The following is a 25,216-nucleotide window of genomic DNA, read 5'->3' as shown; positions in this document are numbered from 1 at the left end:
GGAAGGTTTTGATACAGATGAGTAAAAAAGAATTAGACAAGAATAAAGACCTGACAAACAGCAAGGCTCCCGATGAGCTTGTGACCATAGAGGAGAAGACTGAGAAGGAGGAAAAACCTGCCTCAGGCTTCAGAAAGAAGCTGAAGTACGGCTCTATGTTCTACATTGCCATAGCCCTCGTCGTAGCTATCGTGGTAGTTATGAATATCATGGTGACTGTTATCGGAAAGCGTTCACCTATCAAGATAGACCTTACTCCCGATGACAGATACGAGCTCAGCGCAGAGTCTGTCGATGCAGTTAAGAATATCGAAAAGGACGTTGATATAACAGTTACTGCAAAGAGAGATTATTTCGATGCACTTTCGAGCTACTGGCGCGGTCAGACAGGCTATGAGGTGCCATTTGAGCTTATTCCGGAGCTCCTTGACAAGTATTCCGTATACGCAAAGCAGGGCAAGGGCAGCATTAACGTAAAATACGTTGATATGGACGTTGATCCCGACATCATCAATAAGTACAAGAAGTACTACAACGGCGATATTGAGCGCGGCAGCATTATCGTTGCCACAGGCGAAAGAGTAAGAGTTATCAGCAGCACAGATGTTATGAATATGATAGCTCCCGACCAGTATTTAGCTCAGACCACAGGCGAGTACAAGTTCAAGTTCTCAGGCGAGAGCACTATCACATCAGCTATCAACAATGTATGTGATGCTCACCCCGTAAGAACAGCCTTTGCAGCAACAATGAACGGTGCTTCGATGTTTGACGCACAGTCCTATGGTTCTGCTGCACAGACCTTTGAAAACGAGCTCCTTGCAAAGAACGGCTATGACTGCACAGATATCGACATTGCCTCAGACGAGCTGAAGCCCGAGGACTACGACATGGCAGTTATTTTCGCTCCGTCAGTAGACTTCTCCGAGGACGTTATCAAGAAGCTCAGCGACTTCCTCTATAACGGCGGAAAGTACGACAGAAACGTTATCTATGTTCCCGATGTTTCAAAGACCAATCTTCCTAATATCGAGGCATTCCTCGCAGACTGGAACATCAAGGTCGAGAATGAGATAATGGGTGATGCCCAAAACAATGTTGGCATCGAATCCAATATCCTGCTCAAGGTAAGCGACACCGAGGCAGTAGGCAAGCTCCCCAATGACAAGCTTCCTATCGTATCTCCGTATACAAGAGCACTCACAGAGTTATCCAAGAACAACGGAAACATCGTAAAGAGCATTATCAGCTCCTATGACGAAGCATATACCGTAAGCATCACAGACAAGAATGCAGAGGTCGGCGAAGAGGGCGCAAGAACAGCAGCAATGCTCTCACAGAAGCAGACATCTGAGGACTTCAATGTATACACCAGCAGCGTTCTTGTTCTGGGAAGCCCATATATGCTGGAAAGCAGCGTAATACTGAAGAATACGACCTATAACAACGCAAATGTTATCATCAGCGCTCTGAATCAGCTGACAGGCAAGAAAAGCGGCGCAGTTATCCTTGAAAAGTCGCTTCAGTATTCAGCTATATCACCTTCCACCAAGCAGGCAAAGGTTATTCAGATAATAGTAGTATGGGTAATACCTTTCATTATCGCTGCAATAGGTGTAATGGTACTGTTAAGGAGAAGAAATAAATGAAAAAACAAGCTAAGGGCATTATCGCGCTCAGCGCTGTGCTTGCAGCTATGCTGGGCGGCGGATTCGCCTATATGAAGCTTACCCCAAGCGAAACAGAAGGTCACAAAGGCGGCGACAGCTCTTCATCTGCGCCTGCGCTTCTTGCCACAGAGGCAAGGGGACAGGGAACGGTCCTTGTCAGCGATAGTGACGAGTCTGCCACAGTAAAGAGCGTTGCTGTAAAGAACAGCAGCGGCGAGCTCAATGTGATAATGAAGAGCGGTCCCGACAAGGAAAAAAATACAGGAGCGACCTATACTCTTGACGGCTATACAGACCTTGATGTCAATACCGCAATGGTAGGTACTCTTGCAAACAACGCAAACGGTATGCAGGCTCAGTCACTTGTGGCTGAGGGCTGCACAGACCTTGCCAAGTACGGACTTGCTTCTCCGTCAGCTGAGGTAGAGCTCACCTATGAATCAGGAACTAAGGTAAAGTTCCTCGTAGGCGATGCAGCTCCGTCAAGCGACATCACCTACTTAATGGTAGATGACGGACGCAATGACGTTTACACGGTAAACACCTCAACTGTCGCAAACTACAAAAACAGCAGCAAGGATTTTATAGAAAAGACCATTCTTGCAAAGCCCTCAGAAGATGAAATGCCAAACGTAGAAAGCCTCAGGATAGAGCGTGAGGACATCGACTATGATATTTTCATCAAGTATGACAAAGATAAGGCAGACGCCCACGCAGGCGGCACTTCGTCGCCCCACAAGCTCATAGAGCCTACAGAAAGCTATCTCACAGTGGAAAAGGCTACCGATGTCATATCGGGAATGTTCGGACTTTACGCCTCGGATATTCAGGCTCTCCACTGTACAGAGGCAGATATTGCCGAGGCAGGGCTTGACAAGCCGTTCTGCAAGGTCACTATGGACTGCGACGACGGAAACAGCCATGTGCTTCTTCTCAGCAAGGTATTCGCTGATGAGAATGCAAAAAAGTGCGCATATTGTATGCTTGAGGGCGGAAAGGTGATATACATCATCGAAGAGAGCAGCGCAAAGTGGCTGACAGTTACTCCCAACGATATATGCTCAAGAATGATCATAGCTTCATACGTATGGAACATTACCGACCTCAGCATAAGCGGCGGCGGTGAGAGTGCAGAATTCAGCATAGAGCCGAAGGACAAGGATAATCCTCCCGAGAGCCCCAAGTCTGAGGACTTCAAGGTCACAAAGGACGGTAAGGAGTTCGACGCAGAGCGCTACAGACTGTTCTATTCATTCCTTGTAAGCGCAAACGGCGAGGAATTTGCACTTGACGCTCCCGTACCCGAGGGCGAGCCGGAGGTATCTATAACTATCAAGGACGAGCAGCTGGGCAAGACTATGAAGTACGACTTCTATGAGGATACGTTCATGCGTTCACTGATAGTTATAGACGGCAAGAGCAAGTATTACTGCACAAAGTCTTATGTGGACACCCTCAAGGAGAACATCAGGCGCATAAGCACAGGAGAGGATTACATCACAACATGGTAAGAGCCTCAGGCTTTTGCCATAAGCATGACAGGAATATAAGGAGGTATTATGATGAGCGAGAGATTCAACACTTATAAGGGCTATCCGCTGGTAAAGAACGGCAAGGATATATACTATGGATATATGCAGGATCCGTATGTTATATATATTACGATCCTTGAAACTAAGGAGGAAAACGGCGAGCAGGTCACCTCAAAGGTAAGGATAGTTCAGATGGACACAAACGAGCCCAACCCCCTGAAGGCATTTGTCAAGAATGCAGAGCGCGAGTGCGGACTTTACGAAGCACTTGATTTCGCAAATGTATGGCTTGAAAAGGCACTGAAAAGCTAAGAGAGCAGCCGCCCGCACGGGCGGCTGTTTTAATTTGGAATTGATCCATGAACGATATATATGTAGGGGCGCACATTGTGCGCCCGTTGGTATAAACGGCTATTTTCGGGCGAACACTGTTCGCCCCTACACTATGCACTAATCACTGATAACTCCGCCGCCTTGATTTTTCGCAAAATATATGATAGAATTATAACAACACTAATAAACAGCCAATGGGGTGAAACTATGAATAAGATACTTCTTGTAGAGGACGACGAAACACTAAACGCCAATATAAAGCTGTCCCTTGAAAGCGAGGGCTACAGCGTCACAGCTGTACGTACTGCCGCCGCGGCAGAAGCCGCAGCTCCCGAGGCTGACCTGATGATACTTGATGTAATGCTGCCCGACGGCAGCGGCGTAGACCTTTGCAGGCGGCTCCGCAGGACTATGGAGACTCCTGTCATATTCCTGACCTCCTGCGATGATGAAGCCGACATCGTCCGCGGACTTGACAGCGGCGGCGACGACTACATCACCAAGCCATTCCGCCTGCGCGAGCTCTTTTCACGTATCCGCGCAAACCTCCGCCGCATACCCGAGGTCCCCGAAATAGAACTCACCGCCTTAGAGCAGAAGCTGCTGAGCTACCTTATGCTCAATCGCGGACGCTACCTCACCCGTGAGCAGATACTTGCCTATCTGTGGGACTCAAAGGGCGAATTTGTAAACGACAATACCCTTTCGGTGAATATCAGTCGACTCCGCGAAAAGCTAAGCAAAGCGAACAACTGCGGCAGCATAGTCACCAAGAGAGGAATGGGCTATAAATGGACAGAACAGACCGATTCATAAATAACTGCGCTCCCAAAAAGCTGCTGCTTATATTTCTTTTTCTGATAATGCTCTCAGCCTGCATTGCCTTTTTTGTATCGGGCAGGTGCGCCGACGCCATAGTAAATGAGCAGATACGCTCTGAGCTTTCGGTTGCAGGCGGCGGAAAGATAACCGACTTTCCCGATGACGAGCACATAGCCGCAGGAGAGCAGCGGCTGAAAAAATACAGTATCGACAGGAATATCACTCCCCGTATGATGAAAAGCTACAGCCGCGTCCGCAGGCTGATATTCTACACGATATCCGGACTTCTCAACCTTATATCTGCCATATGGTACTTTATTTCTCTCCACGAGCTTATGGCTATATACCGTGATTTGGAGGCGCTACGCCTTGAGTGTATAAAAGCCGCAGACAGCTCCGAGAATGCGGTCATAAATCTTTACGGTGAGGACTTAGGCTCAGTTCACAGAATATCCGACGCCGTAGAAACGCTGGTCAACAGTCTCAACAACATAAAATTCAGCCTCAGCAGCGAGCAGCGCTATCTCCGCGTTTTTCTCACCGACCTTTCTCACCAGATAAAGACCTCCCTTGCGGTAGTCCGTCTTAACACCGATATGCTGACGGAGCTTGGCGACCTGTCAGAGGAGCGCCGCGAAAAGCTCTCTGACGAGATACAGCTCAATCTTGACGGCATGGAGCGCCTTGTAATAGAGGCTATAAAGTATGCAAAGCTTGAAGCCGACGCTGTCGAGTACGATATGCAGGAAACCGACCTCTCCGCAGTATGTCAGCTTGCCGTAAAGCGTATATCGCCCCTTCTCCGCAAGAAAAATATCACCGTAAAAACGGCGCTTCCCGAGAATATCATCATGCAGTGCGACAAGAGCTGGCTGTGCGAGGCTGTTGAGAACATACTGAAAAACTCAGCCGACCACTCAGGCTGTACTGAAATATCCGCTGAGGTCATTGCCGATCCCGTAATGAAAAAGATAGTTCTCACGGATAACGGCAAAGGCATACCGCAGGAGGAGATACCGAGGCTTTTCGAGCGTTTTTCGTCAAGGTCCTGTGACACGTCCATGTACAGCTCAGGACTTGGTATGTCCATATCCCAGAGGATAGTCCGCGCACACGGCGGCGATATACTGGTGTATTCCGAGCCTGACAGGGGCTCAAGATTTGAATTTGTATTCATAAAGTAACGAGGGAACAATATGCCGACAACACTTTTCAGCGAAATAGAATATCTGAAGGGCGTAGGAAAGGCGCGCGGCGAAAAGTACCGCAAGCTTGGCGTAACTACGCCCTATGAGCTCATATATCATATTCCCAGGGACTACCTTGATTTCCGCACCCATGTCCCCGTATCACAGGCTGTCCTCGGAGACTATAATGTACTGAAGCTTACCATATTCAGAAAAATGGCTCCCCAGCGCATAAAGGGCGGACTTGTCATCTGCAAAGCCGCCGCCTCAGACGGCATTGATGATATACTCATAGTGGTCTACAATAACGTCTACTATTTTCAGGCGCTGAAAGAGGGCGAGACCTACTATATGTACGGCAAGGTGTCGGGCAATTTCCTCCGCAAGGAAATAAGCTCACCCATATACATCAAGGCGTCCGAGCAGGTGCTGATACAGCCCATATACCACCTTACACAGGGGCTTTCCGTGACAATGGTGCGTACCAATATGCGGCAGGCACTGGAAATAATGCGCAGTGAGCCCTTCGAGACCTTATCCCATGAGATACTGCGGAAATACGACCTTGCTCCTCTTATGTGGTCGCTGGAGAATATCCACTTCCCCGAGAGCGAGCTTGCCGCCGAGACTGCAAGGTGCAGACTTGCCTTTGACGAGCTGTTAAAGCTCCAGCTCGGTATGTCAGTGATGAAGTCCCGAAGCCGGAATAATACTGCCTACAGAATGGACTCAGCCGTCAGCGTTAAGGATTTCACAGAGGGGCTGCCCTTTGAGCTTACCGACGACCAGAAAAAAGCAGTGGACGAGATAGTTTCCGACCTCTGCCGTGACGTCCCCATGAACCGTCTTTTGCAGGGCGACGTGGGAAGCGGCAAGACCGCCGTTGCTGCGGCAGCCTGCTATTTTACGGCAAAGAACGGCATACAGTCCGCACTTATGGCTCCCACGGAGATACTTGCGGCACAGCATTACCGAACCCTCAGCGACTTCCTTGAGCCCTTCGGCGTCAAGGTCTGCCTGCTGACAGGCTCAATGACCGCAAAGAAAAAAGCGGCTGTCCGCGAGGACATAGCCGCAGGAAATATAGACGTCATCGTGGGAACACACGCCATTATCCAGAAGGACGTGGAGTATAAGGCTCTCGGACTTGTAATCACCGACGAGCAGCACCGCTTCGGCGTAGCACAGCGAGCAGCCCTTGCAGAAAAGGGCGACGCTCCCCACAAGCTTGTCATGTCCGCAACTCCCATACCGCGCACCCTTGCCCTTATCATCTACGGAGACCTTGATATATCGGCGATAACTCAGCTTCCGAAGGGCAGAAAGCCCGTAAAGACCTATGCCGTAACAGGCAAGCTCCGCAGCCGTGCATTCGGCTTTGTAAGGGAGCGCCTTGACGAGGGACGACAGGCATATGTGGTCTGCCCCATGATAGAGGAGAGCGAAAGTGAGCTCTTTGCGGTCAAGACCTACGCAGAGAATGCCGCAAAGGGCGATTTGAAGGGCTATACTACAGCTCTGCTCCACGGAAAGATGAGAGCCGCCGAAAAGGATAAGGTCATGGAGAAATTCCGCGACGGCGAGATACAGGTGCTTATCTGCACCACCGTTGTCGAGGTAGGAGTTGATGTCCCCAACGCCGCAGTAATGGTAATCGAGAACGCCGAGCGCTTCGGACTTTCCCAGCTTCATCAGCTCCGCGGACGAGTAGGCAGAGGCAGCTTTGAGAGCAGCTGTATACTCATAACAGACAACACAACCGAGGACTGCGTAAAGCGAATGAAGATAATGTCCTCCACCACAGACGGCTTCAGAATATCCGAGGAGGACCTGAAAATGCGCGGTCCGGGAGATTTCTTCGGTAGCGCCCAGCACGGACTTCCACCGCTGAAAATAGCTGACATCGCCTGCAACATGGAGCTTATGAACCGCGCCCAGAACTGTGCAAGGGAGCTCCTCGCCGACGATCCGCTCCTTGAAAAGCCGCAGAATAAAGCGCTGAAAATGGACGTAATGCGTCTGTTCAGCAAGGATATAATCGGATAGATTTGTAGGGGCGCACAGTGTGCGCCCGAATTTTTTGAAATATCCGTTTTTTATGGGCTGCCTTCGGCAGTCCGCAGGTTTTGCATTTAGCTTATTCTTGCAGCACGTCTTGTCGCTTTTGAGAAAATATGGTTATAATAAGGTGTCGGCTTCTTCCGTCAGGAAGGAGGTGTATACAATGCAATACATAATATCCTTTGTAATAGCTGTTGCGGCTCGCATAGCTGGTGACTATGTGAGCAAGTGGTTAGGCAGCAAGAAAGCCGACAAATAGCCCAAAAAGAATCCCCGAGAGTTGCAGCTCTCGGGGATTCGCTTTTGTGTAACAATGCACACAATATCCTTTGTGGTTATATACATTATACCACGTTATATCCGTCTTGTCAAGACTTACTCAACAGAAATGATATAGTAGTACACAGGCTGACCGCCGTTTACAAGCATGACCTCTATCTTGTCGCTGAGCTTTGACTGAATGAACTTCTGGAGCTCCTCAGCGTCCTCCTCGGGCACATCTGTGCCGTGGATAAGGGTAACATAGCTTACATCGCCCTTTGCCAGCTTCTTTACAAGCTTATATGTAGCCTTGTTTATATCGCGCTCGGTGAAAGAGAGCTTGCCGTTGTCGAGAGCAAGTATCTCGCCCTCCTTTATCTGATGTCCTTCAAATTCCGAGTTCCTTGCGGCAAAGGTAACAAGACCTGTCGAAACCTTCTCGAAAGCCTTAGTCATAGCGATACGGTTCTCAGAGAGGCTGCTGCTTTCGTCAAAAGCCAGCATAGCCGCAATACCCTGAGGTATAGTCCTTGTCTGGAGTACGCATACCTTTCGGTCGGTGAGCTTCACAGCCTGTTCAGCCGCCATGATGATGTTCTTATTATTGGGAAGCACAAAAACTGTATTTGCAGGAGTTTTCATAATAGCGCGGAGAATATCGTCGGTAGAGGGGTTCATGGTCTGACCGCCCTTAACAACAACGTCAGCGCCGAGGTCTGTGAACATAGCCTCAAGACCGTGACCTGCTGCAACAGCAACAAAGCCGAATTCCTTTTCAGGCTCTGCGGGAGTAAGTCCCTCCTGAGCAGCCTTAGCGTCCTTGACCTTATTTTCGTGCTGAATACGCATATTCTCTATTTTCGGACGGGGATCATTGATGAAATGGCCGAATTCCAGTCCCTTTGTAATAGCCTTACCCGGGTTATCAGTATGAACGTGTACCTTGATTATCTTCTCGTCGTCAACTACAACAACGCAGTCGCCGATAGTTTCCAGATAAGCGCGGAGCTTGAACACATCGGGGCAGTTTTCTTCCTTTTCCAGCATGAACTCAGTGCAGTATGTAAATCTTATATCGTCGTCATACTCGCTGACAGCGGTTCTGAATGAATCCGATGCACTCTCCTGTACAGCAGGAGAATCTGTAGGCACTGCGATCTTGCCGCCGTCGAAAACCTCGGTCATAGCTCTGAAAATGATACACAGACCTTTTCCGCCTGCATCAACGACGCCTGCCTTTTTGAGCTGCGGCAGCATTTCCGTGGTCTTTTCAAGAGTAGCCTCAGACTCTGCGCAGACCTCCTTCCAGAAGGTGACCTCGTCGTTTGTTTCTATAGCGATCTCCTTAGCTTTTGCAGCAGCAGCCTTTACGACTGTGAGGATAGTACCCTCAACAGGCTTCATAACAGCCTTGTAAGCAGCCTCTACACCGAACTGCAAAGCGTCGGCGAAGTTCTCGCAGCTTGCCTCTGTGCAGCCTGCAAGCCCCTTTGAAAAGCCTCTGAATATAAGTGAAAGTATTACGCCCGAGTTGCCTCTTGCGCCTCTCAGAAATGCAGAAGCTGCCGTTGAAGCCACCTCAGATACGGGAGCCTTATTGTCAAGACGCTTGAGCTCGGCAACGGAATTGCCTATGGTCATTGACATATTAGTACCTGTATCTCCGTCGGGAACGGGGTATACGTTCAGCTCATCGACCTCACGCTTGCGGTTTGCGATAGTAACAGCAGCTGAGATAATGGCATCTCTGAGTAAAGAACCGTGTATCACAGTAAAGTCCTCCAATTCTGTATGGAACGCATTATGCGTTCAGGTCATCAACGAAAACGTTGACCTTATGTACGTTTATACCAGCAGCTTCCTCAACAGTGAAGCTGACCTTATGGGTAATGCTGTTTACGGCAGCAGTGATGTTAGTACCGTAGGTCACTTTGATATGCAGGTCAATGATAAGGCCGCCGTCCTTGTCAGCACGGATACGAACGCCCTTGTTCTTTCTGAAAGCCCTGCCTGCGGTAAGAGCAGAAACAGCAGAACGGAATGTGCTTACATTGCTGACATCTGCGATGCCGACGCAGTCAGAGACAGCGTGTTTAACGAGTTCGGTGAGATAATTTTCCGAAATAGTGATCTGTCCGATATGATTTTCAAAGCCTACCATGAGTCATCACTCCTTTTTGAAAAATGCGGTGCTGTAATTGACCGCTATCTAAATAATTATATCACAGTTTGCGTTGATTTACAATACCCAAAATATGAATTTTCAGCTGTAAGGTATCAGTGCAAAAAAATGAAGCCCCTCATAGAGGAGCTTCACTGTGGATATTCTACAAATACAGAGTATCCGATTTGTGCAGATATACGAAATCAAAAATTATTTTTCTGAAATTCAACCTGTTTGCATTTAAAAAACAAGCTTTTGGGCGTATTTATGAAAGGACTTTTTTATTCTCGCCCGATGACTTCTTTCCCCACATAAGCACCATGCTGACTGTACCCACAGCGATTATCATGGGGAATACCGAGATTATCAGCATCCAGAACTCATTTGTTCTGAGCTCAAATTCTTCGCCGCTTGCTTTTACAGCAAAGGGCATGAGATTTGTCGTCAGAACGGTATCTATGAGCATATGGCACAGAGCCGCAGGATAGACGGAGCCTGTCCGCTTTGTGAGCAAGGTGAGAAAAGCCGACCAGAAAATGCACATAACTATCATGGCGATAAAGCCGCCGTATGGGAAAAAGTCGTAATCCCTGCCGAAGTTGTAGCCGTATGCAAGGAGAGGACCGTGCCAGAGAGCCCATATTATACCCGTAACGATAACAGCCGCAGGCGCAGGCATGAGCTCCTCAAGCTTGGGAGTAAGATAGCCGCGCCAGCCCAATTCCTCGCCGAAGCCGTGGACCGCCGTTGCGAAGCCTGATACTATCGATAAAAGCAGCATAGCAACAGCCATAGTGCCGTCACTTGCGGCAGCACTATCGGTGATACTGCCGTTTTTCACAACGAAAAGATGAAGTATCAGCGCACTCACATATGGCAGGGCTATAGGATATAGCACAGCGAGCGCGTAGTATTTACCGCTGTTTCTTTTGCCGAAGCCGAGGAAAGAGTTATGGAAGCCCTCTCTCGTCACTATCCTTGTGATTATAACAGCAATAGCAGGGTATAGCATGAGTGTATTTGCTGCCAGTAAGCTTGTGAGACTGCCTTCCTTGTCGGAAAAAGCAAAGCCCAGTATATACACGGGAACGTATGTAAGCACAAGATATAAAACTATACGGAGCAGAGTTTTCTTCTTATTTGGCATAGCTCTCAACTCCCTTCAGATACCATTTTACAGCAAGCCTGTAGGACAGATAATATATGGGTATCACCGCTAAAGTTATAATGCTGAACCACAGAGTCATGCGCTTTACTTTGTTCTCGTCAGCCAGTGCAGCAAGAAGTCTGTCAAAGAATGTATCCATATCTGCAAAAGCTGATGTATCGCCGAAAAGCATATAAGCGAAGAAGATAAAGGCAGCGATACCGACAATGATTATCTTCATGGACTTGCCTATCTTGCTGCCGAAACGCGCCATAAGGGGAAACTCTATAGCACGCATAGTAAGCTGTATATAGAATAACCCGATGAAGATAACAGAGCCGTCAGCAAGCTCGCTGCTTCCGTCTCTTGCAAAGCCGCAGTAGAGTATCAGCGCAGTTACCGTCAGCATTGAATAGCACATTGTAAACAGGTATTTTGCGCCTATCTGTCCCTTTATTCCTGTGGGAGTAGAAGCAACAAAGTAAGCCCATTTTTTGCGCTCGTCGTCGTTGAATATGGAATCCTCACAAACTCCGCCGATAAGAAAAGCCATAAATGCCATAAAAGCCCAAAGCATTATGCTGATACCGCTTGTCAGGTCATCTTTCATTTCGGGATCGTGGAATAATACGGCGAACATGAAAGGATAAAGCATAGAACCGAGGAAAAAGAGAAGTATCTTCACCCAGTTAGTTCTGATAAGCTTATAAAGAAGTCCCGTCATCAGTAACGCCTCCTTTTGAGCTCTTTGATTCCCCAGAAATAGGTGATAATTACAATTCCGATAAGAATGAACGGACCTGCCCACAGGAAATTATCACGCCATTTTGTGAGATAGGGCATAGCCACTTTCATCATGCCTGCATCGCCTTTCATATCGGGATAGAGCCTTGCTGCTTCTGCATAGCAGAACTTTGTGAATTTATATGTACCATAGCCGACAGCTGCGGTCAGAATTACGAGAGGTATCATCGCAAAAGCAACGCCCCTGTTCTGGGTTTTCATTATTATCATATAGGGGATATCTATTATACACATAGAACCGTAAACAAACAGAATTACCAGTATATTCTTGATATGCTCAGTGCTTACAGGTACTTTTCCTGTTGCCGAGAATATGACCTCGGCAATAACTGCCAGCACAAATCCCAAAGCCAGAAGTATTGCGCGGAGTATCAGCTTTGACTGCATTATCTTCTTTTCGGGTACAGGCAGAGTATAGGAATAGAGCTGCCACCTTGATTTATAGTCCTTTTCGATGAGGTCATTGTGACCGTATGTACAGCCTGCCATGCCAATAAGACCTGCATAGAGATACATCTGCGATAACAGATAATCGCGGGTATCTGCGCTATCGTTGTTCTTAGCGAGATTTCCTGCATAGGTGCTGATTATTATCATGGTTATCATCAGCACGAAGATAATATAGGCAAGAAGCATATACACCACAGTTTTGCGGCTGAGATAGAATTCACGATAGATAAGACCTTTCATTCATCTCCACTCCTTTTTGCTGCGGTTTACATAGAACAGCATTATATCCTCAAGAGTTGCGGGATCTATGACCGCACCAGAGTATTTGCGGCTGCATTCAGCCTTGTCAGTTACCATTACCTCAGCGCCGAAGTCATTGAGACGGGCGCTGACAATATCCTCGGGAGCAATGTCCTTGTAGTCATCCTTAGTGCATTTGAGTATGCCGTGACTGTAGAGTATATCGTCCTTGTAGCCGCTTATGAGCACCTTTCCCTTGTCGATAAAGGTAACGCTGTCTGCGACCTTGTCGAGGTCAGAGGTTATATGTGAGGACATAAGGATAGAGTGGTCCTCATTCTGCAAATATTCGAGGAAAATGTCGAGTATTTCGTTTCTTACGACAGGATCAAGACCTGTTGTAGCCTCGTCCATGATGAGAAGCTTTGCATTGTGGGAAAGTGCGGAAGCTATCTGGAGCTTCATTTTCATTCCCTTTGAGAACTTGCCGAACTTCTTCTTTCTCGGCAGTGAGAATCTGTCAAGATAATTGAAGAAGGTCTCGCTGTTCCACTCCTCGAATATCTCGCGGAGTACCTTGTCGATAGATATAGCGTTGAGTCTGTCGTCAAAGGGGAGCTCGTCGAATACAGCGGCTATCTGCTTTTTAGCGTCGTATTCGTCCTTTTCGTGGTCAAGTCCGAGAAGCTTGATCTCGCCCTCGTCCTTTTTGACGATGTTGAGAATGGCGTTTATAGTAGTAGTCTTGCCTGCGCCGTTCTGACCGATAAATCCCATGATACTGCCCTTTGGCACGTTGAAGCTGACCTTGTCGAGAGTAAATCCGTCGTATCTCTTGGTAAGGTCTTTTATTTCTATAGCGTTTTCATAATCATTCATTTTCTGCCCCTCCGTAAATAAGTTCGAGCATTTCCTTCAGCTCATCTAGGCTCAGCTCGCACTGTCTTGCCTTATCGCAGACCTGTGTGAGAAGGGCTTCTGTCTGGCGGAGATACTCCTCGCGGAGAAGCTCGGTATTCTGCCCTTTGACAAAGCTGCCCTTTCCTGTGTATGACTCGATGAAACCGTCACGCTCTAAGTCCTCATAGGCGCGTTTTGTAGTGATAACGCTTATGCGGAGCTGCTGTGCGAGAGTACGCATAGAAGGCAGAGCGTCCCCTGCTTTCAGCGTACCATTGAGGATAAGTCCCTTTATCTGAGAGGATATCTGAGAATAAATGGGCTCACCTGATGAGTTGCTGATAATAATATCCATAGTCCACCTCATAATGTATATATACGTTATACACATTATAGCATTTGTATATACACTTGTCAAGGGGTTTTTGAAAAAATGCAGAGCATTTTTTCAAAAGTTTAGAGTTTAGAGTTAAGAGTTGAGAGTTTATGTGTTCGCTGCGCTCACACTATTTAAATAATATCGCCGCAGACGCCCCTCTTATAATTTTCAACTCTCAATTCTCAACTATTCAAAATCAACGGCAAAGCCGTTAATTTTGAATATGTGTCTATGATACACAAATGAAAACAGGCTTTTTTAGTCAAAATCGCCTATTTTTGAAAAATGATATAGACAAGTACACGAAAATATTATATAATATAATGTAAGTATCTCGGTATCCGTATACCGTAAATGCGGAAACCGCAGTATCACTGCGGCTTCGGAGCACTAAAACATGAGAGTTATCACAGGCATTGCAAGAGGCCGCAAGCTTGTCGCACCCGAGGGTATGGACGTAAGACCTACCGCCGACAAGGTTAAGGAAGGCATCTTTTCAGCCGTTCAGTTTGAGCTTGAGGGAGCAAGAGTCCTCGACCTTTTCGCAGGAAGCGGTCAGATGGGCATCGAAGCCCTCAGCAGAGGCGCAGACCATGCTGTTTTTATCGACAACTCGCTGCGCTCTATAAGATGTGTAAATGAAAACCTGCGCAATACAGGCTTTGAACGTCAGTCAGAGGTAATTAACCGCGACAGCTATGATTATATCAAGCTCACCGCTCAGACCTTTGACATCATTATCCTCGATCCGCCCTACAGATACAGCCATATCGCAAATATACTCCCATTTGCGGCTAAAAAGCTCCGCGACGGAGGCATGATAATCTGTGAGTATGAGTGTGAGGCAGAGGAGCCGTCTGCTCCCGAGGGTATGGTGCTGAGAAAGACCTATCGCTACGGCAAGATCAATGTTACGATATTCTGCAAACCGTCCGAGGAGGTGGCTGAGGAATGAGAAGAGTTGCCGTTTGCCCAGGAAGCTTCGATCCTGTTACTTTGGGACATCTGGACATTATCACAAGAGCCTCAAAGCTCTTTGATAAGGTTATCGTCCTTATATCCAGAAATGCAGGCAAGGCACAGCCGAGCTTCACGGCTACGGAGCGTATGCTGATGATAGAGCAGGTCACAAGAGACCTTGACAATGTAGTTATAGATATACTCGACGGGCTCCTTGCAGATTATGTGAGAAACGTGGGGGCTGTGGCTATAGTAAAGGGACTCCGTGCTGTCAGCGACTTTGAATACGAATTCCAGATGGCTCTTGCCAATAAAAAGCTTTATGCAGGGGCAGAGACTGTGTTCCTTACAACTGCTACCGAGAATATGTATCTGAGTTCAAGTCTGGTCAAGCAGATAGCTTATTTCGGAGGCGATATCAGTCATTTCGTCCCCAATGAAATACTCGATGATATAAAACAAAGACTAATTAAGGAGAGGTAATTGATATGAGCATTGATGAGATTTTAGAAGAAATGGACGAGCTCCTTGACAAGGCAGGTTCAGTTCCCTTTGTTTCCCATAAAAAGGTCATCGACGGCGAGCGCATGAGAGAGCTCATAAATGACGTCCGTCTGAATATGCCTCACGAGCTTAAAGAGGCTAAGAAAATAGAATTTGACTGTCAGCGTATCCTCAACGAGGCTAAGCTCAACGCTGAGAGCATTATCCGCAAGGCTGAGGAGCGTGCAGCTCAGATAGTTTCAAGAGAGGCTATCGTTACAGAGGCTAAGAAGAAGGCTCTCGATATGCTCACAAAGGCTCAGACAGCCGCTAAGAACCTTCAGCAGAACGCTGCTTCTTCTGTTGCAAAAATGCTCAACGATACAGAGAATTATTACTCAAGAAATCTCCAGAGCATTAAGGTGGTAAAGGGCAAGCTCAGCAGCACTGTTTCGGCAGGGCTCAGCATGAATCCAACGGATAAGAAAAACGGCATACAGTAACAGTAAAACGGTACTCGGTGAGTACCGTTTTTTTAGTTTGATGAATTTCTGAACGCATGAATGAATAGCGAAAAATAAAAGCAGCACCGCAAAATGCGGTGCTGCTTTTTAGTATGAACAATAAAGAATTTATCTGTAGATAGAGCCGTCCTCGATGCTCTGGAGAACACCTGAACAAAGCTGCTTCCACTGTGCGACCTCAGCCTCGTCGTAGGAGATGACCTTCTTAGCCCATGTTGAGCAGTGTGCACAAGCATTGGGAGCGGTCTGACCTTCTTCGAGAATGTCGTTTACACAGAGTGATTTGCTGCAGTTGTTGTTATTGATGAAGTGCTCAAGGAAGCCGTCAAGCTTCTTGTTGTCTACAAATAGCTTAGGAAGGTGCATTGTTCTTCCGTAATTCATCATAGCCTCAGGCTTGAGGTATTCCATCCATCTCATCTTAGGTGCGCCTACCGGAGGACCACCCATAGGCATACCGGCAGGAGGTGCTGTGATACCGTTTGCCTTTGCCCATTCTTCTGCCTCGCCGGGTCTCGGAGCTCTGCCTTCCATTATCCACGGAGGAGGACCGCCGGCAGGCATACCCATAGGAGGAGCACCTGCACCCATTGGAGGAGCACCTGCGCCCATTGGCATACCGGCAGGAGGTGCGGACATACCGTTTGCCTTTGCCCATTCCTCTGCTTCGCCCGGTCTTGGAGGTCTGCCTTCCATTACCCACGGAGGAGGACCGCCGGCAGGTCTGCCCATAGGAGCGCCTGTAGGAGCACCGGCAGGTGCAGCAGCAGGAGCGGCAGGAGCGCCGTCCTTGAGACCAGCCTGATCAGGACGTGTAGCGATTGTCTTAGCCTGCGGCCAGTTTACGATGTCGAGGAGGTTTCCGTCATAAGACTCTTCCATGTAGCCCTTTACTACCTTGTGGAGGAAGTCTGTTGTTCTTGTTCTGTCGATAAGCTTGATAGAGAAGTGCTTGTTGCCTGTCTCCTCTGCAAGCTCTCTGTAGTAGTGAACGTCCTCAGGACGGATAAATTCAGCTGTAAGGATAGCAGCAGGGTGTGTTACCTTCTTGTATGCGCAGTTTACCAGTGAGTAGTCCATAGAGAACTTCTCAGGATCTGAGTGACCTACGAAGCAGCCGTGTGCAAGACGGAAAGGACATTCTCTGAGGCAGAGATTGTTAGCGATGACACGGAGGTGAAGGTCTGTATCCTTGTACTGTGTGAGGAGCTGTCTGAGAAGATCGAATCTTCTGTTGAAGCCGTGATCCAGTGTGATCTCGTCAACGCCCCAGTTGCGCCAGTACTCAATGTGCTGGATAGTTGTAGGGTAAGCATAGAGACCGAGTGTTACGAATGCGTCCTTGAACTCTCTCTTTACGTACTTGATAAGGATAGGGGAATTAAGAGTAAATGCCTTGATACCCATATCGTACATTGTGTGGAGAAAATCACGGATCTTCTTGCCCATTACAGGATCGAGCTCGTTCTGATCCATTGAAAGCGGGTTGATGAGGTAGTTGAAGGTAATGTCACGCTTCTGACACTCCTTTACGTATTTAGCAAGCTCATCGAGAGTGAAGTCCGGAATAATTGAAGCAGTACGGCCGCCCGGAAGCCCGTCGTGCTTGAGCTTTCCGAAAAAGCTCGTGATGGCGTGTTTCTTATCATACTGGTCTACGAAATCGAAGAGCTTGTAGTCAAAGTTACAGCCAAGATCAAATGAAATAGAATCCTGATTCATGTTTTCACATCTCCCTTAGAAATTTGATACAGGACTTATACACCTTGTAATATCTATTTGGTGATATACGCCGAGAACAGCGCTTATTTATGTCTTTTTATGTAACTTGCGTGCGTCATTTTGCGGGTTTTTACGAATTTGTCCGCATATAGTCCCATATTAAAATTATATCATTTATTCACAAAACTGTCAATGAATTATCTGCAAGTGATTGCTTGGGGAAAAATATGGCTTTTTGTCAATTATTGACAATGAAAAGCAGTGTTTTATGCGATACAGCGCCGTTGTTTTAATTTTATGCGGCAGAAGACAAGGGTATTACTCAGCGGACAAAGGAACATATTTTCTCTCGGCTCTTGACAAGAACAAATGTACGTGATATAATATCTATAGAACAGACGTTCTGATAAGAGGTGAGACAATGGAAAGGACATATATCGCTATAGACCTGAAATCATTCTATGCTTCCGTGGAATGTGTTGAACGGGGGCTTGATCCCCTTGATACAAATCTTGTGGTGGCTGACATCAGCCGCACGGAAAAGACTATTTGCCTTGCGGTGACTCCGTCACTGAAGGCCTGCGGAGTGGGCGGACGTCCGAGGCTTTTTGAGGTGGTATCACAGGTGGCTGACGTTAATGCCGCACGGCGGTTCAAAGCTCCGCGCAGGCAGTTCCGCGGAAAGTCGTGCAGTTCTAAGGAGCTGGAGGCGGACAGGGCGCTGGAGCTGGACTATATCGTGGCTGAGCCGAGAATGGCTCTCTATATAAAATACAGCGCGAGGATATATCAGATATATCTGAAATATGTGGCTCAGGAGGATATTCACGTATATTCTGTCGATGAGGTGTTTATTGATGCTACGCCATATCTGCGTACCTACCGCATGACGGCTCATGAGCTTGCTGTGACTATGATACGGGATGTGCTGAAAACTACGGGCATCACCGCTACCGCAGGGATAGGCACGAATCTCTATCTGTGCAAGATCGCTATGGATATTGTGGCAAAGCGTATGCCGCCCGATAAGGACGGAGTTCGTATCGCTGAGCTTGACGAAATGTCCTACCGCAGACTTATGTGGGATCACCGTCCGCTGACGGATTTCTGGCGCATAGGACGGGGCTATGCAAGCAGGCTCGAACACCACGGTATGTTCACAATGGGCGATGTGGCAAGAATGTCTGTATCGGAGTTCGGAGAAAGGGCGCTGTATAAGCTTTTTGGCGTCAACGCGGAGCTTCTCATAGACCATGCTTGGGGCTGGGAGCCCTGTACCATTGCGGATATAAAGGCTTATCGCCCCGAGAGCAGCAGTCTGAGCTCGGGACAGGTGCTGACAGAGCCTACAAGCGCAGAAACAGCGCGGCTGATTACGTGGGAAATGGCAGATATGCTGGCTATGGACCTGCTGAGAAAAGGGCTCGTCACCGATCAGATAACCATCACGGTCGGATATGATGCGGAGAATCTCCGCAGGGACGATATTATGCGGAGCTATGAGGGAAAGGTGGTTCTTGACCACTACGGCAGGGCTGTGCCTGCTCATGCTCACGGTACCGCAAACCTTGACTTGCCTGTGTCGTCGTCGAAGCTTATCACTGAGGCGGCTGTGGAGATCTTTGACCGTATCACCGACAGCAGGCTTACGGTTCGCAGGCTGAATATCTGCGCAAACAGAGTGGTGCCTGCGGATCAGCTCTGCGATGAACAGCGGCAGCTGGACTTCTTTACGGATCCTGAGGAGGCGGAACGCAGACGCATTGCGGAGGAAACTGCCCTGCGGCGTGAAAATGCCTTGCAGACAGCTATGCTTAGAATGAAGGAGCGCTACGGCAAGAACGCAGTCCTCCGCGGCGCTAATCTCTGCGACGGAGCTACGGCTGTGCTGAGAAATCAGCAGATAGGCGGCCACAGGGCGTAGGTTTCAGAACTAAGAGCTAAGAACTAAGAGCTAAGTAGGGGCGTATATTATCCGCCCGAAGTTCACGTGATATACGTTTTGTAGGGGCTGGCGTCCTCGACAGCCCGTTACTGGCTGAATGATATCCCGTTCAAAAGGAGGAGGGCTTGAGCGTGTCTGATAAATACAGCGATATTATCAATATGCCTCATCATGTCTCGCAGAGAAGGGGAAAGATGTCAAGACACAGCCGTGCGGCCCAGTTCGCGTCCTTTGCGGCTCTTACGGGACTGGAGGAAGCTCTGGACGAGGCGTCATGGCGTTACGGCAAAAAGGACGGGCGGGACGGCAGTTCGGAACAGAGGGCGCGTACAGTTATTAGCCGTTAGCCGTTAGGCAATTGTAGGGACGAACATTGTTCGCCCGTGTTGGAGGCTGTGTGTGTTTGGGGGCGCACAGTTCGCGCTGTTTTGCAAAAATCCCTATAAAAAGAGCAACAGCCCTACCTCCGCCTATGGAGATAAGACTGTTCTGATTTGCCCTCTTACAAATGGAAGGATAGCAAAAAAGGAATTAACAACAATATATCACAAAGACCGCCTATAGTCTTTGTAAAGGTTCTTTTTGTTTAACGATCTCTGCGTGATACTGTAAAGGCCGCCTGTTCTGAGCTATCCGATCAGAATCGGCGGAAACAGCAAACCCGAATGCAGGACAGGGGAGTATAGTGCAGAGTCTCCCCGCCTGCGGGCTTGTTGGCTTGAGAGGAAGTATTTATGCGGAGAGCCTGAGAGAGCTTCTGCCGCTTTATATGTGAAGCTGTGAGAGCAGCTTCTGTTTATAATGTCTGTAACTTTTTCCGCTCATTATCCGGCGAGGACAAAGGAGAGCGGGAGAGGGACCGCTCTTCCTTTGTGCCATAGACCTGTGCCTCGTCGTTTTTTAAGTGAAGCCTTTCCGCTCTCGGTGCAGAGAAGCGGGCGTGAAGCTTCGATCAGGGTAAGCGTATCATGACGGACCTCTGAGCGGTCCGTTTGCAGGTGGCCTGCCGCTTAAAGCTATATATCCCGTACCGTCAGAGAAGATGCGGAAAAAACAGCGCCGTGTATCGAAAGCTGTTATTTTGGGAGGGGCAACAGACTTCAGGTGCTGTTCTTTCCCACACTTTCTGCTTAGAGGGTAAGATAAGGATATTCTCTTGGCAGGCTTAGGAGCAATAATTCCCGTACAACTGCTTCGGAGTCTATCCCGATAAGCATTATTCAATTTTATCACTCCAAATTCAAATATCCCGAATAGCAATCTCTTATTGCTATATTTTTATTATAAATAAAATGTGAATTGATAACAACCTATAAAATAAATATTTGGTGGACAAAATGAGGGAAATAATGTTACTCTGCACAATAGAGGTAGGCTTTTTACCATAAAATTAGCCCGTACTGCCAAAAATATATGACAGTACGGGCGGTTTTATATTGTTTTGAGTCTTTTCATGAGCTCGGCTGCGTTTTCTGCACCTATATCTGCGGTGTATTTCAGATATAACAGGTCGAATTCCAGCTTTCCGTCGCGTGTTATGTGGATAAAGCCATAATGCAGATAATGACCGTCGTCGGCGAGACCTGATGTCAGCACCTGTATAGTGCCGCGCTTGCTGCTGAGGTCGAGCTCGGGCGGTTCGGTGCCTTCTTTTGCCGCTATATGATTCTGAGCTCCGGTGGACAAGCCTTCTATCTGCAATTTCTTGTCACGGTAGTCTTCCATAAGGTCAAGAGCGGCTTTTGAGTCTGAGAAAATGTAGGACCTCTTTTCGCTGCTGTCATACAACGAAGCAGGGCGCATAGTACCATGTGCATTTGTGCCATCGAGCAGGTCACCGAGAGTTTCGGGCTGCCATGTTTCGTTTACGCCGATATAGCCTGTATTCTGTCCGTATATGACAGCGGCGCACATGAAATCGGGAGCAAGACTGCCGTATTTGTAGATGTAGAATATGTCCCCTGTGTTTTCGTCAAATTCACTGCCGATATATTCGCCAAGCTGGTCTTTGTTCACTCTTATGCCTGTGGTTTTGTAGTACTTGCCGCTATAGTGGAAGCCTGTGAGCCCCGTTGTGGTTATGGTCGTTGCTGCTGTGGTAGTTGTTGTGAGTGTTTCGGTGGCAACAGGGGAAGGATAGTCGGTAATTTTTGAGGTAGTGTTGGCAGCGATTTTAGTTGTGGAAAAGACTGCTGAGGTAGTGTAGATATGGGAGGTAGAATAGACAGCGCTTGTGGCATAGGTAATGGTAGTGGAATAAACGGCACCGGTCGTATAATACACCGTTGTGCTGGTGTTATAGCCTGTGGTGGTATATGCAGCGGTGGTAGTACGTGATGTCCGAATGTCCGGCTGAACTGTGGTCAATGTGGTCGTTCTGGCGGTACGGGGAGCGGTAGACGTAGTTCTTGCGGTAGTTTTGCTGCTTTCCGCGCCTTTGTGCTGTGTGGTGGTGGTCGTTCTGCCTGCAGCGGTAGTTACCGCAGTTGTACGGCGGACGGCTGTTACCTCCATAAACGAGTATGTCGTTGGGAGCGGAACGTCAACAGCGCTGCTGCCGCTCTTTGTACGTGTAGTTGTGACAGCAGGAGCGGTATCGTCCGATACTGCTGTAGTTATGGTGTTGTGTTGTACGGCGTTATTGCCGTCAGGAGCGGTGGCTGTGACCGTTGTGGTCACAGGAATGCCTGTGTTTCCGTTTTTGTCCGTGGTCGGCGGAGAAGTGGTGTTTGCTTCGGTAACGTTGAACTGAGATTTGTCAGGAGAAGGAGCAATGGTTTTGAGCGAGTCTGTGCGCCAGATATTGAAGCCGACAAGCATCATAAGGCAGCAGCTGAGGGCTACAGCTGAGCGCTTCATAAATACTTCTCTTTTGCGCTTCTTTTCTTTTAAGTATTCGTCCCTGCGCCGAAAAACACTACGAGCAACGTCTTTATAGTCTTTCATACTCAAAGCCCTCCTTTTCAAGCTTTGATCTCAGCGCCTGTTTGGCTCTGTACAGGAGATTTTCTATCTGACGGCAGCTTTTTTTCATTACCCTTGCTGCCTCAGTATTGCTTAGCTCCTCAAAATAGGTAAGGTAGAGCACCTGCCTGTAGTCGGGATTAAGGGCTTCCATAGCCCTGTGAAGGGAGATCTTCTGTTCCTCTCTGAGATATTCCTTTTCAATGCTGCGCTCATCGGTCATATTGTCGTATTCCTCGACGGGCTTGTCGGAGAAACGGGACAGCTTGCGCATACCGTCCACAGTGACATTGCGCGCAATAGTGAAAAGCCATGTCTTGAAGGAGCTTTTTCCGGAGAATCTCGGCTTTTTAGCTGCGATCTTGAAAAACGTGTCCTCCATATACTCCTCGGCAAGACTGTAGCTGCCTGTAATGCCGCAGAGGAAAAGGATAAGACCGTCCTTGTAATCGCAGATCATATCGACTAAGGCTGTATCGTCGCCCTCGAGATAGCGGCGATAATATAATTCACCCTTGTCTTTGTCCATGAGCGCCTCCTTTCTGAAGGATTTTTCCGCTCTCATTTATTAGACGTTTGAGAATGCGGAAACTCTCAGTTGATTTATAAAATGTGAGAAAATTTTTTTATTTAGCTTATATGCTGACAGACGGAATAAAAAAAGGCGGACAAACTGTCCGCCCGATGGTTTGTGTCATTACCGATTATCTCTGTTCACAGATGAGCTTGATTGCAGTTCTTTCTTCACCGTCGATCTGGATATTTGCAAATGCAGGGATACAGATAAGGTCTATGCCGATAGGAGCAAGATAACCTCTTGCGATAGCGATCGCTTTAACTGCCTGATTTGCTGCACCGGCGCCGACTGCCTGAACTTCAACAGCCCTCTGTTCTCTGATCACACCGGCAATAGCTCCGGCTACAGAATTCGGTGATGAATGTGATGATACTTTCAGAATTTCCATTACAAATAACCCTCCTGATATAAATATTTGTACGTTTAATGTCAAATGCCTTTAGGCTATTGTACAAATATATTATAACTTATAAATAGCAAAAAAGCAAGTGTTTTTATAAACTTTGTGGATTATCTTACAATTATTCTATTTATTTTGTGCGATTTGCCATTCTTTTCATTAAAATCAACTATTGTTCCACAAAGGAAGGAAGCGCCCTCTGCCTCCTGAAATTTCACGGGCATCCTGAATCTAAGGCGATTTACTGCGGATTCTGTGTCTACTCCGAGGCATGAGAGCTCGGGACCGACCATGCCTACATCGGTTATATAAGCGGTATGCTCGCCGAGGATACATTCGTCGGCGGTCTGTACGTGAGTGTGAGTTCCGAACATTCCGCTTATCCTTCCTGTGAGGTAGTGCCCCATAGCTTTTTTCTCAGAGGTCGCCTCTGCGTGGAAGTCGAGGAAGATATTGGGAGTGTCGATATTTTTCAGCAGCTCGTCTATCTTAGTGAAGGGGTTGTCGAGGGGGTCCATATAGACTGTGCCCATAAGATTTATGACGGCTATGGAATATGCTCCCATATCGAGGATACGGACGCCGCTGCCTACGCAGCCGCCCTCGGGATAGTTTGCAGGGCGGACGATGTAGTCCTCATCAAAGAGCTCGAGGGCTTCCTTGCGGCGGAAAGCGTGGTTACCCGTGGTTATGATGTCGGCTCCTGCGTGTATAATAGCCTCTGCCGAGCCTCGGGTGATGCCGTTGCCCTGCGCGGAGTTTTCGCCGTTCACTATGGTTATATCTATGTTGTTTTCACGTTTTATGCCGCTGAGCTTGTCTGCGAGAAATTCACAGCCTGCTCTGCCTACGACGTCACCGATAAAAAGAAGTCTTTTCATGGGCAGCTCTCACTTCTTGGCAGGCTTTTTGCTGCCGCCGAGATTTGTGTCATAGGAGATGCCTGTGCCCTGTAGGCTTACGGTAGCCTTTTTCTTGTTGTTTACCGTGAGTCTGACCTTTTTGCCTGCTATCTTTGGTCCCTCAACGGAGATGCTGCCGCCCTTTTTGGTCTTGTTGAAGCGGAACAGTTTGCCTATTTTGAAGCTTTTTCTGAAATGAAATCCCATATCTTTCCTCCGAATCTTTGTAATTATCAAAAAGCCGCTTCACCCATGAAAGGGATTCCAAAGGGACTGTGTTCCTCTGGCGGGTTTGGGCAGAGCCCAAAGAAACGAAGGCGCTTCGCAAAGGGTGAATCAAAAAACAGTCCAGTGGACTGTTTTTTGAGAGGGAACGCCTTGCAAGTGAAGGCGTTCCCTTAATAAATTGGCTTTATTGACAGTCAATCATTAAAACTATACATATAATATATCATAAAAAATCATTTTAATCAATATAAATCGGAATATTAATTTTTTGAAAAAATTTTTCGCGAAATATAGCCCTGAATCGACAAATTTAAAAAAATCTGAAATTTTTTTCAAAAAACGCTTGACAAATCTGAAATACCGTGGTATAATTATTTTCGTCGTCAGGGACAAGACGCCTGACAGAACAAAATAAAGCTTATGCGATGTGGGGGTTTAGCTCAGCTGGGAGAGCATCTGCCTTACAAGCAGAGGGTCACAGGTTCGAGCCCTGTAGTCCCCACCACATGGCCTCGTAGTTCAGTTGGTTAGAACGCCTGCCTGTCACGCAGGAGGTCGACA

At 47.8% G+C, this 25,216-nt stretch carries 24 protein-coding genes and 1 tRNA gene; 12 read left to right on the top strand and 13 right to left on the bottom strand.

Annotation, left to right across the window (positions count from 1 at the left end):
- Positions 1 to 17: 17 nt before the first annotated feature.
- The 6 genes from K5677_RS00295 to recG all read left to right on the top strand — a co-directional run bounded on the left by K5677_RS00295 (position 18) and on the right by recG (position 7,590).
- On the top strand, positions 18 to 1,649 hold the full coding sequence (locus K5677_RS00295; RefSeq protein ID WP_296723368.1) for a Gldg family protein: 1,632 nt from the start codon (positions 18 to 20) through the stop codon (positions 1,647 to 1,649).
- A complete protein-coding gene (locus tag K5677_RS00290; RefSeq protein ID WP_296723365.1) occupies positions 1,646 to 3,181 on the top strand; it encodes a DUF4340 domain-containing protein in 1,536 nt (511 codons plus the stop codon). Before K5677_RS00295 ends, K5677_RS00290 begins: the two co-directional genes overlap by 4 nt.
- Positions 3,182 to 3,229: 48 nt before the next feature.
- Complete coding sequence (locus tag K5677_RS00285) at positions 3,230 to 3,514, top strand: hypothetical protein (protein WP_296723364.1); 285 nt, start codon at positions 3,230 to 3,232, stop codon at positions 3,512 to 3,514.
- Positions 3,515 to 3,742: 228 nt separating this feature from the next.
- Positions 3,743 to 4,351, top strand: a complete 609-nt coding sequence (locus tag K5677_RS00280) for a response regulator transcription factor (protein WP_296723362.1) — start codon at positions 3,743 to 3,745, stop codon at positions 4,349 to 4,351.
- Positions 4,327 to 5,541 carry a HAMP domain-containing sensor histidine kinase gene (locus tag K5677_RS00275; protein WP_296723360.1) on the top strand — a complete coding sequence of 405 codons (1,215 nt, stop codon included), beginning with the start codon at positions 4,327 to 4,329 and terminating at the stop codon, positions 5,539 to 5,541. The genes K5677_RS00280 and K5677_RS00275 overlap by 25 nt, the downstream gene beginning before the upstream one ends.
- Before the next feature lie 12 nt (positions 5,542 to 5,553).
- Positions 5,554 to 7,590, top strand: a complete 2,037-nt coding sequence (gene recG / locus K5677_RS00270) for an ATP-dependent DNA helicase RecG (protein WP_296723359.1) — start codon at positions 5,554 to 5,556, stop codon at positions 7,588 to 7,590.
- 390 nt (positions 7,591 to 7,980) lie between these two features.
- Here the strand turns inward: recG and K5677_RS00265 are convergent, their stop codons facing one another.
- From K5677_RS00265 to K5677_RS00235, 7 genes are all read right to left on the bottom strand, one after another.
- On the bottom strand, positions 7,981 to 9,636 hold the full coding sequence (locus tag K5677_RS00265) for a DAK2 domain-containing protein (protein ID WP_296723357.1): 1,656 nt from the start codon (positions 9,634 to 9,636) through the stop codon (positions 7,981 to 7,983).
- Between the two features lie 31 nt (positions 9,637 to 9,667).
- On the bottom strand, positions 9,668 to 10,027 hold the full coding sequence (locus tag K5677_RS00260; RefSeq protein ID WP_296723354.1) for an Asp23/Gls24 family envelope stress response protein: 360 nt from the start codon (positions 10,025 to 10,027) through the stop codon (positions 9,668 to 9,670).
- A 268-nt stretch (positions 10,028 to 10,295) separates the two neighbouring features.
- Positions 10,296 to 11,177: a type II CAAX endopeptidase family protein gene (locus tag K5677_RS00255; protein WP_296723352.1), complete on the bottom strand. Its 882-nt coding sequence runs from the start codon at positions 11,175 to 11,177 to the stop codon at positions 10,296 to 10,298.
- A complete protein-coding gene (locus K5677_RS00250; protein ID WP_296723351.1) occupies positions 11,167 to 11,901 on the bottom strand; it encodes an ABC-2 transporter permease in 735 nt (244 codons plus the stop codon). Before K5677_RS00250 ends, K5677_RS00255 begins: the two co-directional genes overlap by 11 nt.
- Positions 11,901 to 12,671: an ABC-2 transporter permease gene (locus K5677_RS00245; protein WP_296723349.1), complete on the bottom strand. Its 771-nt coding sequence runs from the start codon at positions 12,669 to 12,671 to the stop codon at positions 11,901 to 11,903. The genes K5677_RS00250 and K5677_RS00245 overlap by 1 nt, the downstream gene beginning before the upstream one ends.
- Entirely contained in the window at positions 12,672 to 13,550 is an 879-nt protein-coding gene (locus tag K5677_RS00240; RefSeq protein WP_296723348.1) for an ABC transporter ATP-binding protein, read from the bottom strand. It lies immediately after the preceding gene.
- Positions 13,543 to 13,926 (bottom strand): GntR family transcriptional regulator, encoded by a 384-nt coding sequence (locus tag K5677_RS00235; RefSeq protein WP_173459385.1) that lies wholly within the window; start codon positions 13,924 to 13,926, stop codon positions 13,543 to 13,545. Before K5677_RS00235 ends, K5677_RS00240 begins: the two co-directional genes overlap by 8 nt.
- Before the next feature lie 421 nt (positions 13,927 to 14,347).
- Between K5677_RS00235 and rsmD the strand changes: the two genes are divergently transcribed.
- Genes rsmD through K5677_RS00220 form a run of 3 tightly spaced genes read left to right on the top strand, consistent with a single transcriptional unit; the run spans position 14,348 to position 15,896 of the window.
- Complete coding sequence (gene rsmD, locus K5677_RS00230; protein ID WP_296723343.1) at positions 14,348 to 14,905, top strand: 16S rRNA (guanine(966)-N(2))-methyltransferase RsmD; 558 nt, start codon at positions 14,348 to 14,350, stop codon at positions 14,903 to 14,905.
- Positions 14,902 to 15,393, top strand: coding sequence for a pantetheine-phosphate adenylyltransferase (coaD, locus tag K5677_RS00225; RefSeq protein WP_024861501.1), 492 nt, complete (start codon positions 14,902 to 14,904; stop codon positions 15,391 to 15,393). The genes rsmD and coaD overlap by 4 nt, the downstream gene beginning before the upstream one ends.
- Positions 15,394 to 15,398: 5 nt before the next feature.
- Positions 15,399 to 15,896, top strand: a complete 498-nt coding sequence (locus K5677_RS00220) for a vacuolar-type H+-ATPase subunit H (protein WP_296723340.1) — start codon at positions 15,399 to 15,401, stop codon at positions 15,894 to 15,896.
- 129 nt (positions 15,897 to 16,025) lie between these two features.
- On the opposite strand, the gene K5677_RS00215 is transcribed toward K5677_RS00220, so the two are convergent.
- Positions 16,026 to 17,639, bottom strand: coding sequence for a hypothetical protein (locus K5677_RS00215; protein ID WP_296723338.1), 1,614 nt, complete (start codon positions 17,637 to 17,639; stop codon positions 16,026 to 16,028).
- Positions 17,640 to 18,060: 421 nt separating this feature from the next.
- Between K5677_RS00215 and K5677_RS00210 the strand changes: the two genes are divergently transcribed.
- Positions 18,061 to 19,563, top strand: coding sequence for a DNA methylase (locus K5677_RS00210; RefSeq protein WP_296723335.1), 1,503 nt, complete (start codon positions 18,061 to 18,063; stop codon positions 19,561 to 19,563).
- Between the two features lie 152 nt (positions 19,564 to 19,715).
- Positions 19,716 to 19,931 carry a hypothetical protein gene (locus tag K5677_RS00205; protein ID WP_296723334.1) on the top strand — a complete coding sequence of 72 codons (216 nt, stop codon included), beginning with the start codon at positions 19,716 to 19,718 and terminating at the stop codon, positions 19,929 to 19,931.
- A gap of 1,084 nt (positions 19,932 to 21,015) precedes the next feature.
- Here the strand turns inward: K5677_RS00205 and K5677_RS00200 are convergent.
- The 5 genes from K5677_RS00200 to K5677_RS00180 all read right to left on the bottom strand — a co-directional run bounded on the left by K5677_RS00200 (position 21,016) and on the right by K5677_RS00180 (position 24,634).
- Positions 21,016 to 22,530 carry a hypothetical protein gene (locus K5677_RS00200; RefSeq protein WP_296723332.1) on the bottom strand — a complete coding sequence of 505 codons (1,515 nt, stop codon included), beginning with the start codon at positions 22,528 to 22,530 and terminating at the stop codon, positions 21,016 to 21,018.
- Positions 22,517 to 23,077, bottom strand: a complete 561-nt coding sequence (locus K5677_RS00195) for an RNA polymerase sigma factor (RefSeq protein ID WP_296723329.1) — start codon at positions 23,075 to 23,077, stop codon at positions 22,517 to 22,519. The genes K5677_RS00200 and K5677_RS00195 overlap by 14 nt, the downstream gene beginning before the upstream one ends.
- A 175-nt stretch (positions 23,078 to 23,252) precedes the next feature.
- Complete coding sequence (locus tag K5677_RS00190; protein WP_296723327.1) at positions 23,253 to 23,513, bottom strand: stage V sporulation protein S; 261 nt, start codon at positions 23,511 to 23,513, stop codon at positions 23,253 to 23,255.
- 122 nt (positions 23,514 to 23,635) lie between these two features.
- The gene (locus tag K5677_RS00185; protein WP_296723324.1) at positions 23,636 to 24,406 is read right to left on the bottom strand and encodes a TIGR00282 family metallophosphoesterase; all 771 of its coding nucleotides are present in this window, start codon (positions 24,404 to 24,406) and stop codon (positions 23,636 to 23,638) included.
- Between the two features lie 9 nt (positions 24,407 to 24,415).
- The gene (locus K5677_RS00180) at positions 24,416 to 24,634 is read right to left on the bottom strand and encodes a DUF4236 domain-containing protein (RefSeq protein WP_296723321.1); all 219 of its coding nucleotides are present in this window, start codon (positions 24,632 to 24,634) and stop codon (positions 24,416 to 24,418) included.
- 450 nt (positions 24,635 to 25,084) lie between these two features.
- Between K5677_RS00180 and K5677_RS00175 the strand changes: the two genes are divergently transcribed.
- A tRNA-Val gene (locus K5677_RS00175) sits at positions 25,085 to 25,160 on the top strand.
- Positions 25,161 to 25,216 lie beyond the last annotated feature (56 nt).

The organism is Ruminococcus sp. (assembly GCF_024684275.1).
The sequence above is the reverse complement of the archived record's forward strand: the minus strand, read 5'-3'. Positions and strand labels throughout refer to the sequence as shown.

Coding starts and splice junctions, on each gene's coding strand:
- K5677_RS00200 (WP_296723332.1), bottom strand. CDS start 22,530: ATGAAAGACTATAAAGACGTTGCTCGTAGTGTTTTTCGGCGCAGGGAC.
- K5677_RS00180 (WP_296723321.1), bottom strand. CDS start 24,634: ATGGGATTTCATTTCAGAAAAAGCTTCAAAATAGGCAAACTGTTCCGC.
- K5677_RS00295 (WP_296723368.1), top strand. CDS start 18: ATGAGTAAAAAAGAATTAGACAAGAATAAAGACCTGACAAACAGCAAG.
- K5677_RS00190 (WP_296723327.1), bottom strand. CDS start 23,513: ATGGAAATTCTGAAAGTATCATCACATTCATCACCGAATTCTGTAGCC.
- K5677_RS00195 (WP_296723329.1), bottom strand. CDS start 23,077: ATGGACAAAGACAAGGGTGAATTATATTATCGCCGCTATCTCGAGGGC.
- K5677_RS00215 (WP_296723338.1), bottom strand. CDS start 17,639: ATGAATCAGGATTCTATTTCATTTGATCTTGGCTGTAACTTTGACTAC.
- K5677_RS00220 (WP_296723340.1), top strand. CDS start 15,399: ATGAGCATTGATGAGATTTTAGAAGAAATGGACGAGCTCCTTGACAAG.
- K5677_RS00210 (WP_296723335.1), top strand. CDS start 18,061: ATGGAAAGGACATATATCGCTATAGACCTGAAATCATTCTATGCTTCC.
- coaD (WP_024861501.1), top strand. CDS start 14,902: ATGAGAAGAGTTGCCGTTTGCCCAGGAAGCTTCGATCCTGTTACTTTG.
- K5677_RS00185 (WP_296723324.1), bottom strand. CDS start 24,406: ATGAAAAGACTTCTTTTTATCGGTGACGTCGTAGGCAGAGCAGGCTGT.
- K5677_RS00240 (WP_296723348.1), bottom strand. CDS start 13,550: ATGAATGATTATGAAAACGCTATAGAAATAAAAGACCTTACCAAGAGA.
- K5677_RS00260 (WP_296723354.1), bottom strand. CDS start 10,027: ATGGTAGGCTTTGAAAATCATATCGGACAGATCACTATTTCGGAAAAT.
- K5677_RS00275 (WP_296723360.1), top strand. CDS start 4,327: ATGGACAGAACAGACCGATTCATAAATAACTGCGCTCCCAAAAAGCTG.
- rsmD (WP_296723343.1), top strand. CDS start 14,348: ATGAGAGTTATCACAGGCATTGCAAGAGGCCGCAAGCTTGTCGCACCC.
- K5677_RS00280 (WP_296723362.1), top strand. CDS start 3,743: ATGAATAAGATACTTCTTGTAGAGGACGACGAAACACTAAACGCCAAT.
- K5677_RS00290 (WP_296723365.1), top strand. CDS start 1,646: ATGAAAAAACAAGCTAAGGGCATTATCGCGCTCAGCGCTGTGCTTGCA.
- K5677_RS00245 (WP_296723349.1), bottom strand. CDS start 12,671: ATGAAAGGTCTTATCTATCGTGAATTCTATCTCAGCCGCAAAACTGTG.
- K5677_RS00235 (WP_173459385.1), bottom strand. CDS start 13,926: ATGGATATTATTATCAGCAACTCATCAGGTGAGCCCATTTATTCTCAG.
- recG (WP_296723359.1), top strand. CDS start 5,554: ATGCCGACAACACTTTTCAGCGAAATAGAATATCTGAAGGGCGTAGGA.
- K5677_RS00255 (WP_296723352.1), bottom strand. CDS start 11,177: ATGCCAAATAAGAAGAAAACTCTGCTCCGTATAGTTTTATATCTTGTG.
- K5677_RS00285 (WP_296723364.1), top strand. CDS start 3,230: ATGATGAGCGAGAGATTCAACACTTATAAGGGCTATCCGCTGGTAAAG.
- K5677_RS00250 (WP_296723351.1), bottom strand. CDS start 11,901: ATGACGGGACTTCTTTATAAGCTTATCAGAACTAACTGGGTGAAGATA.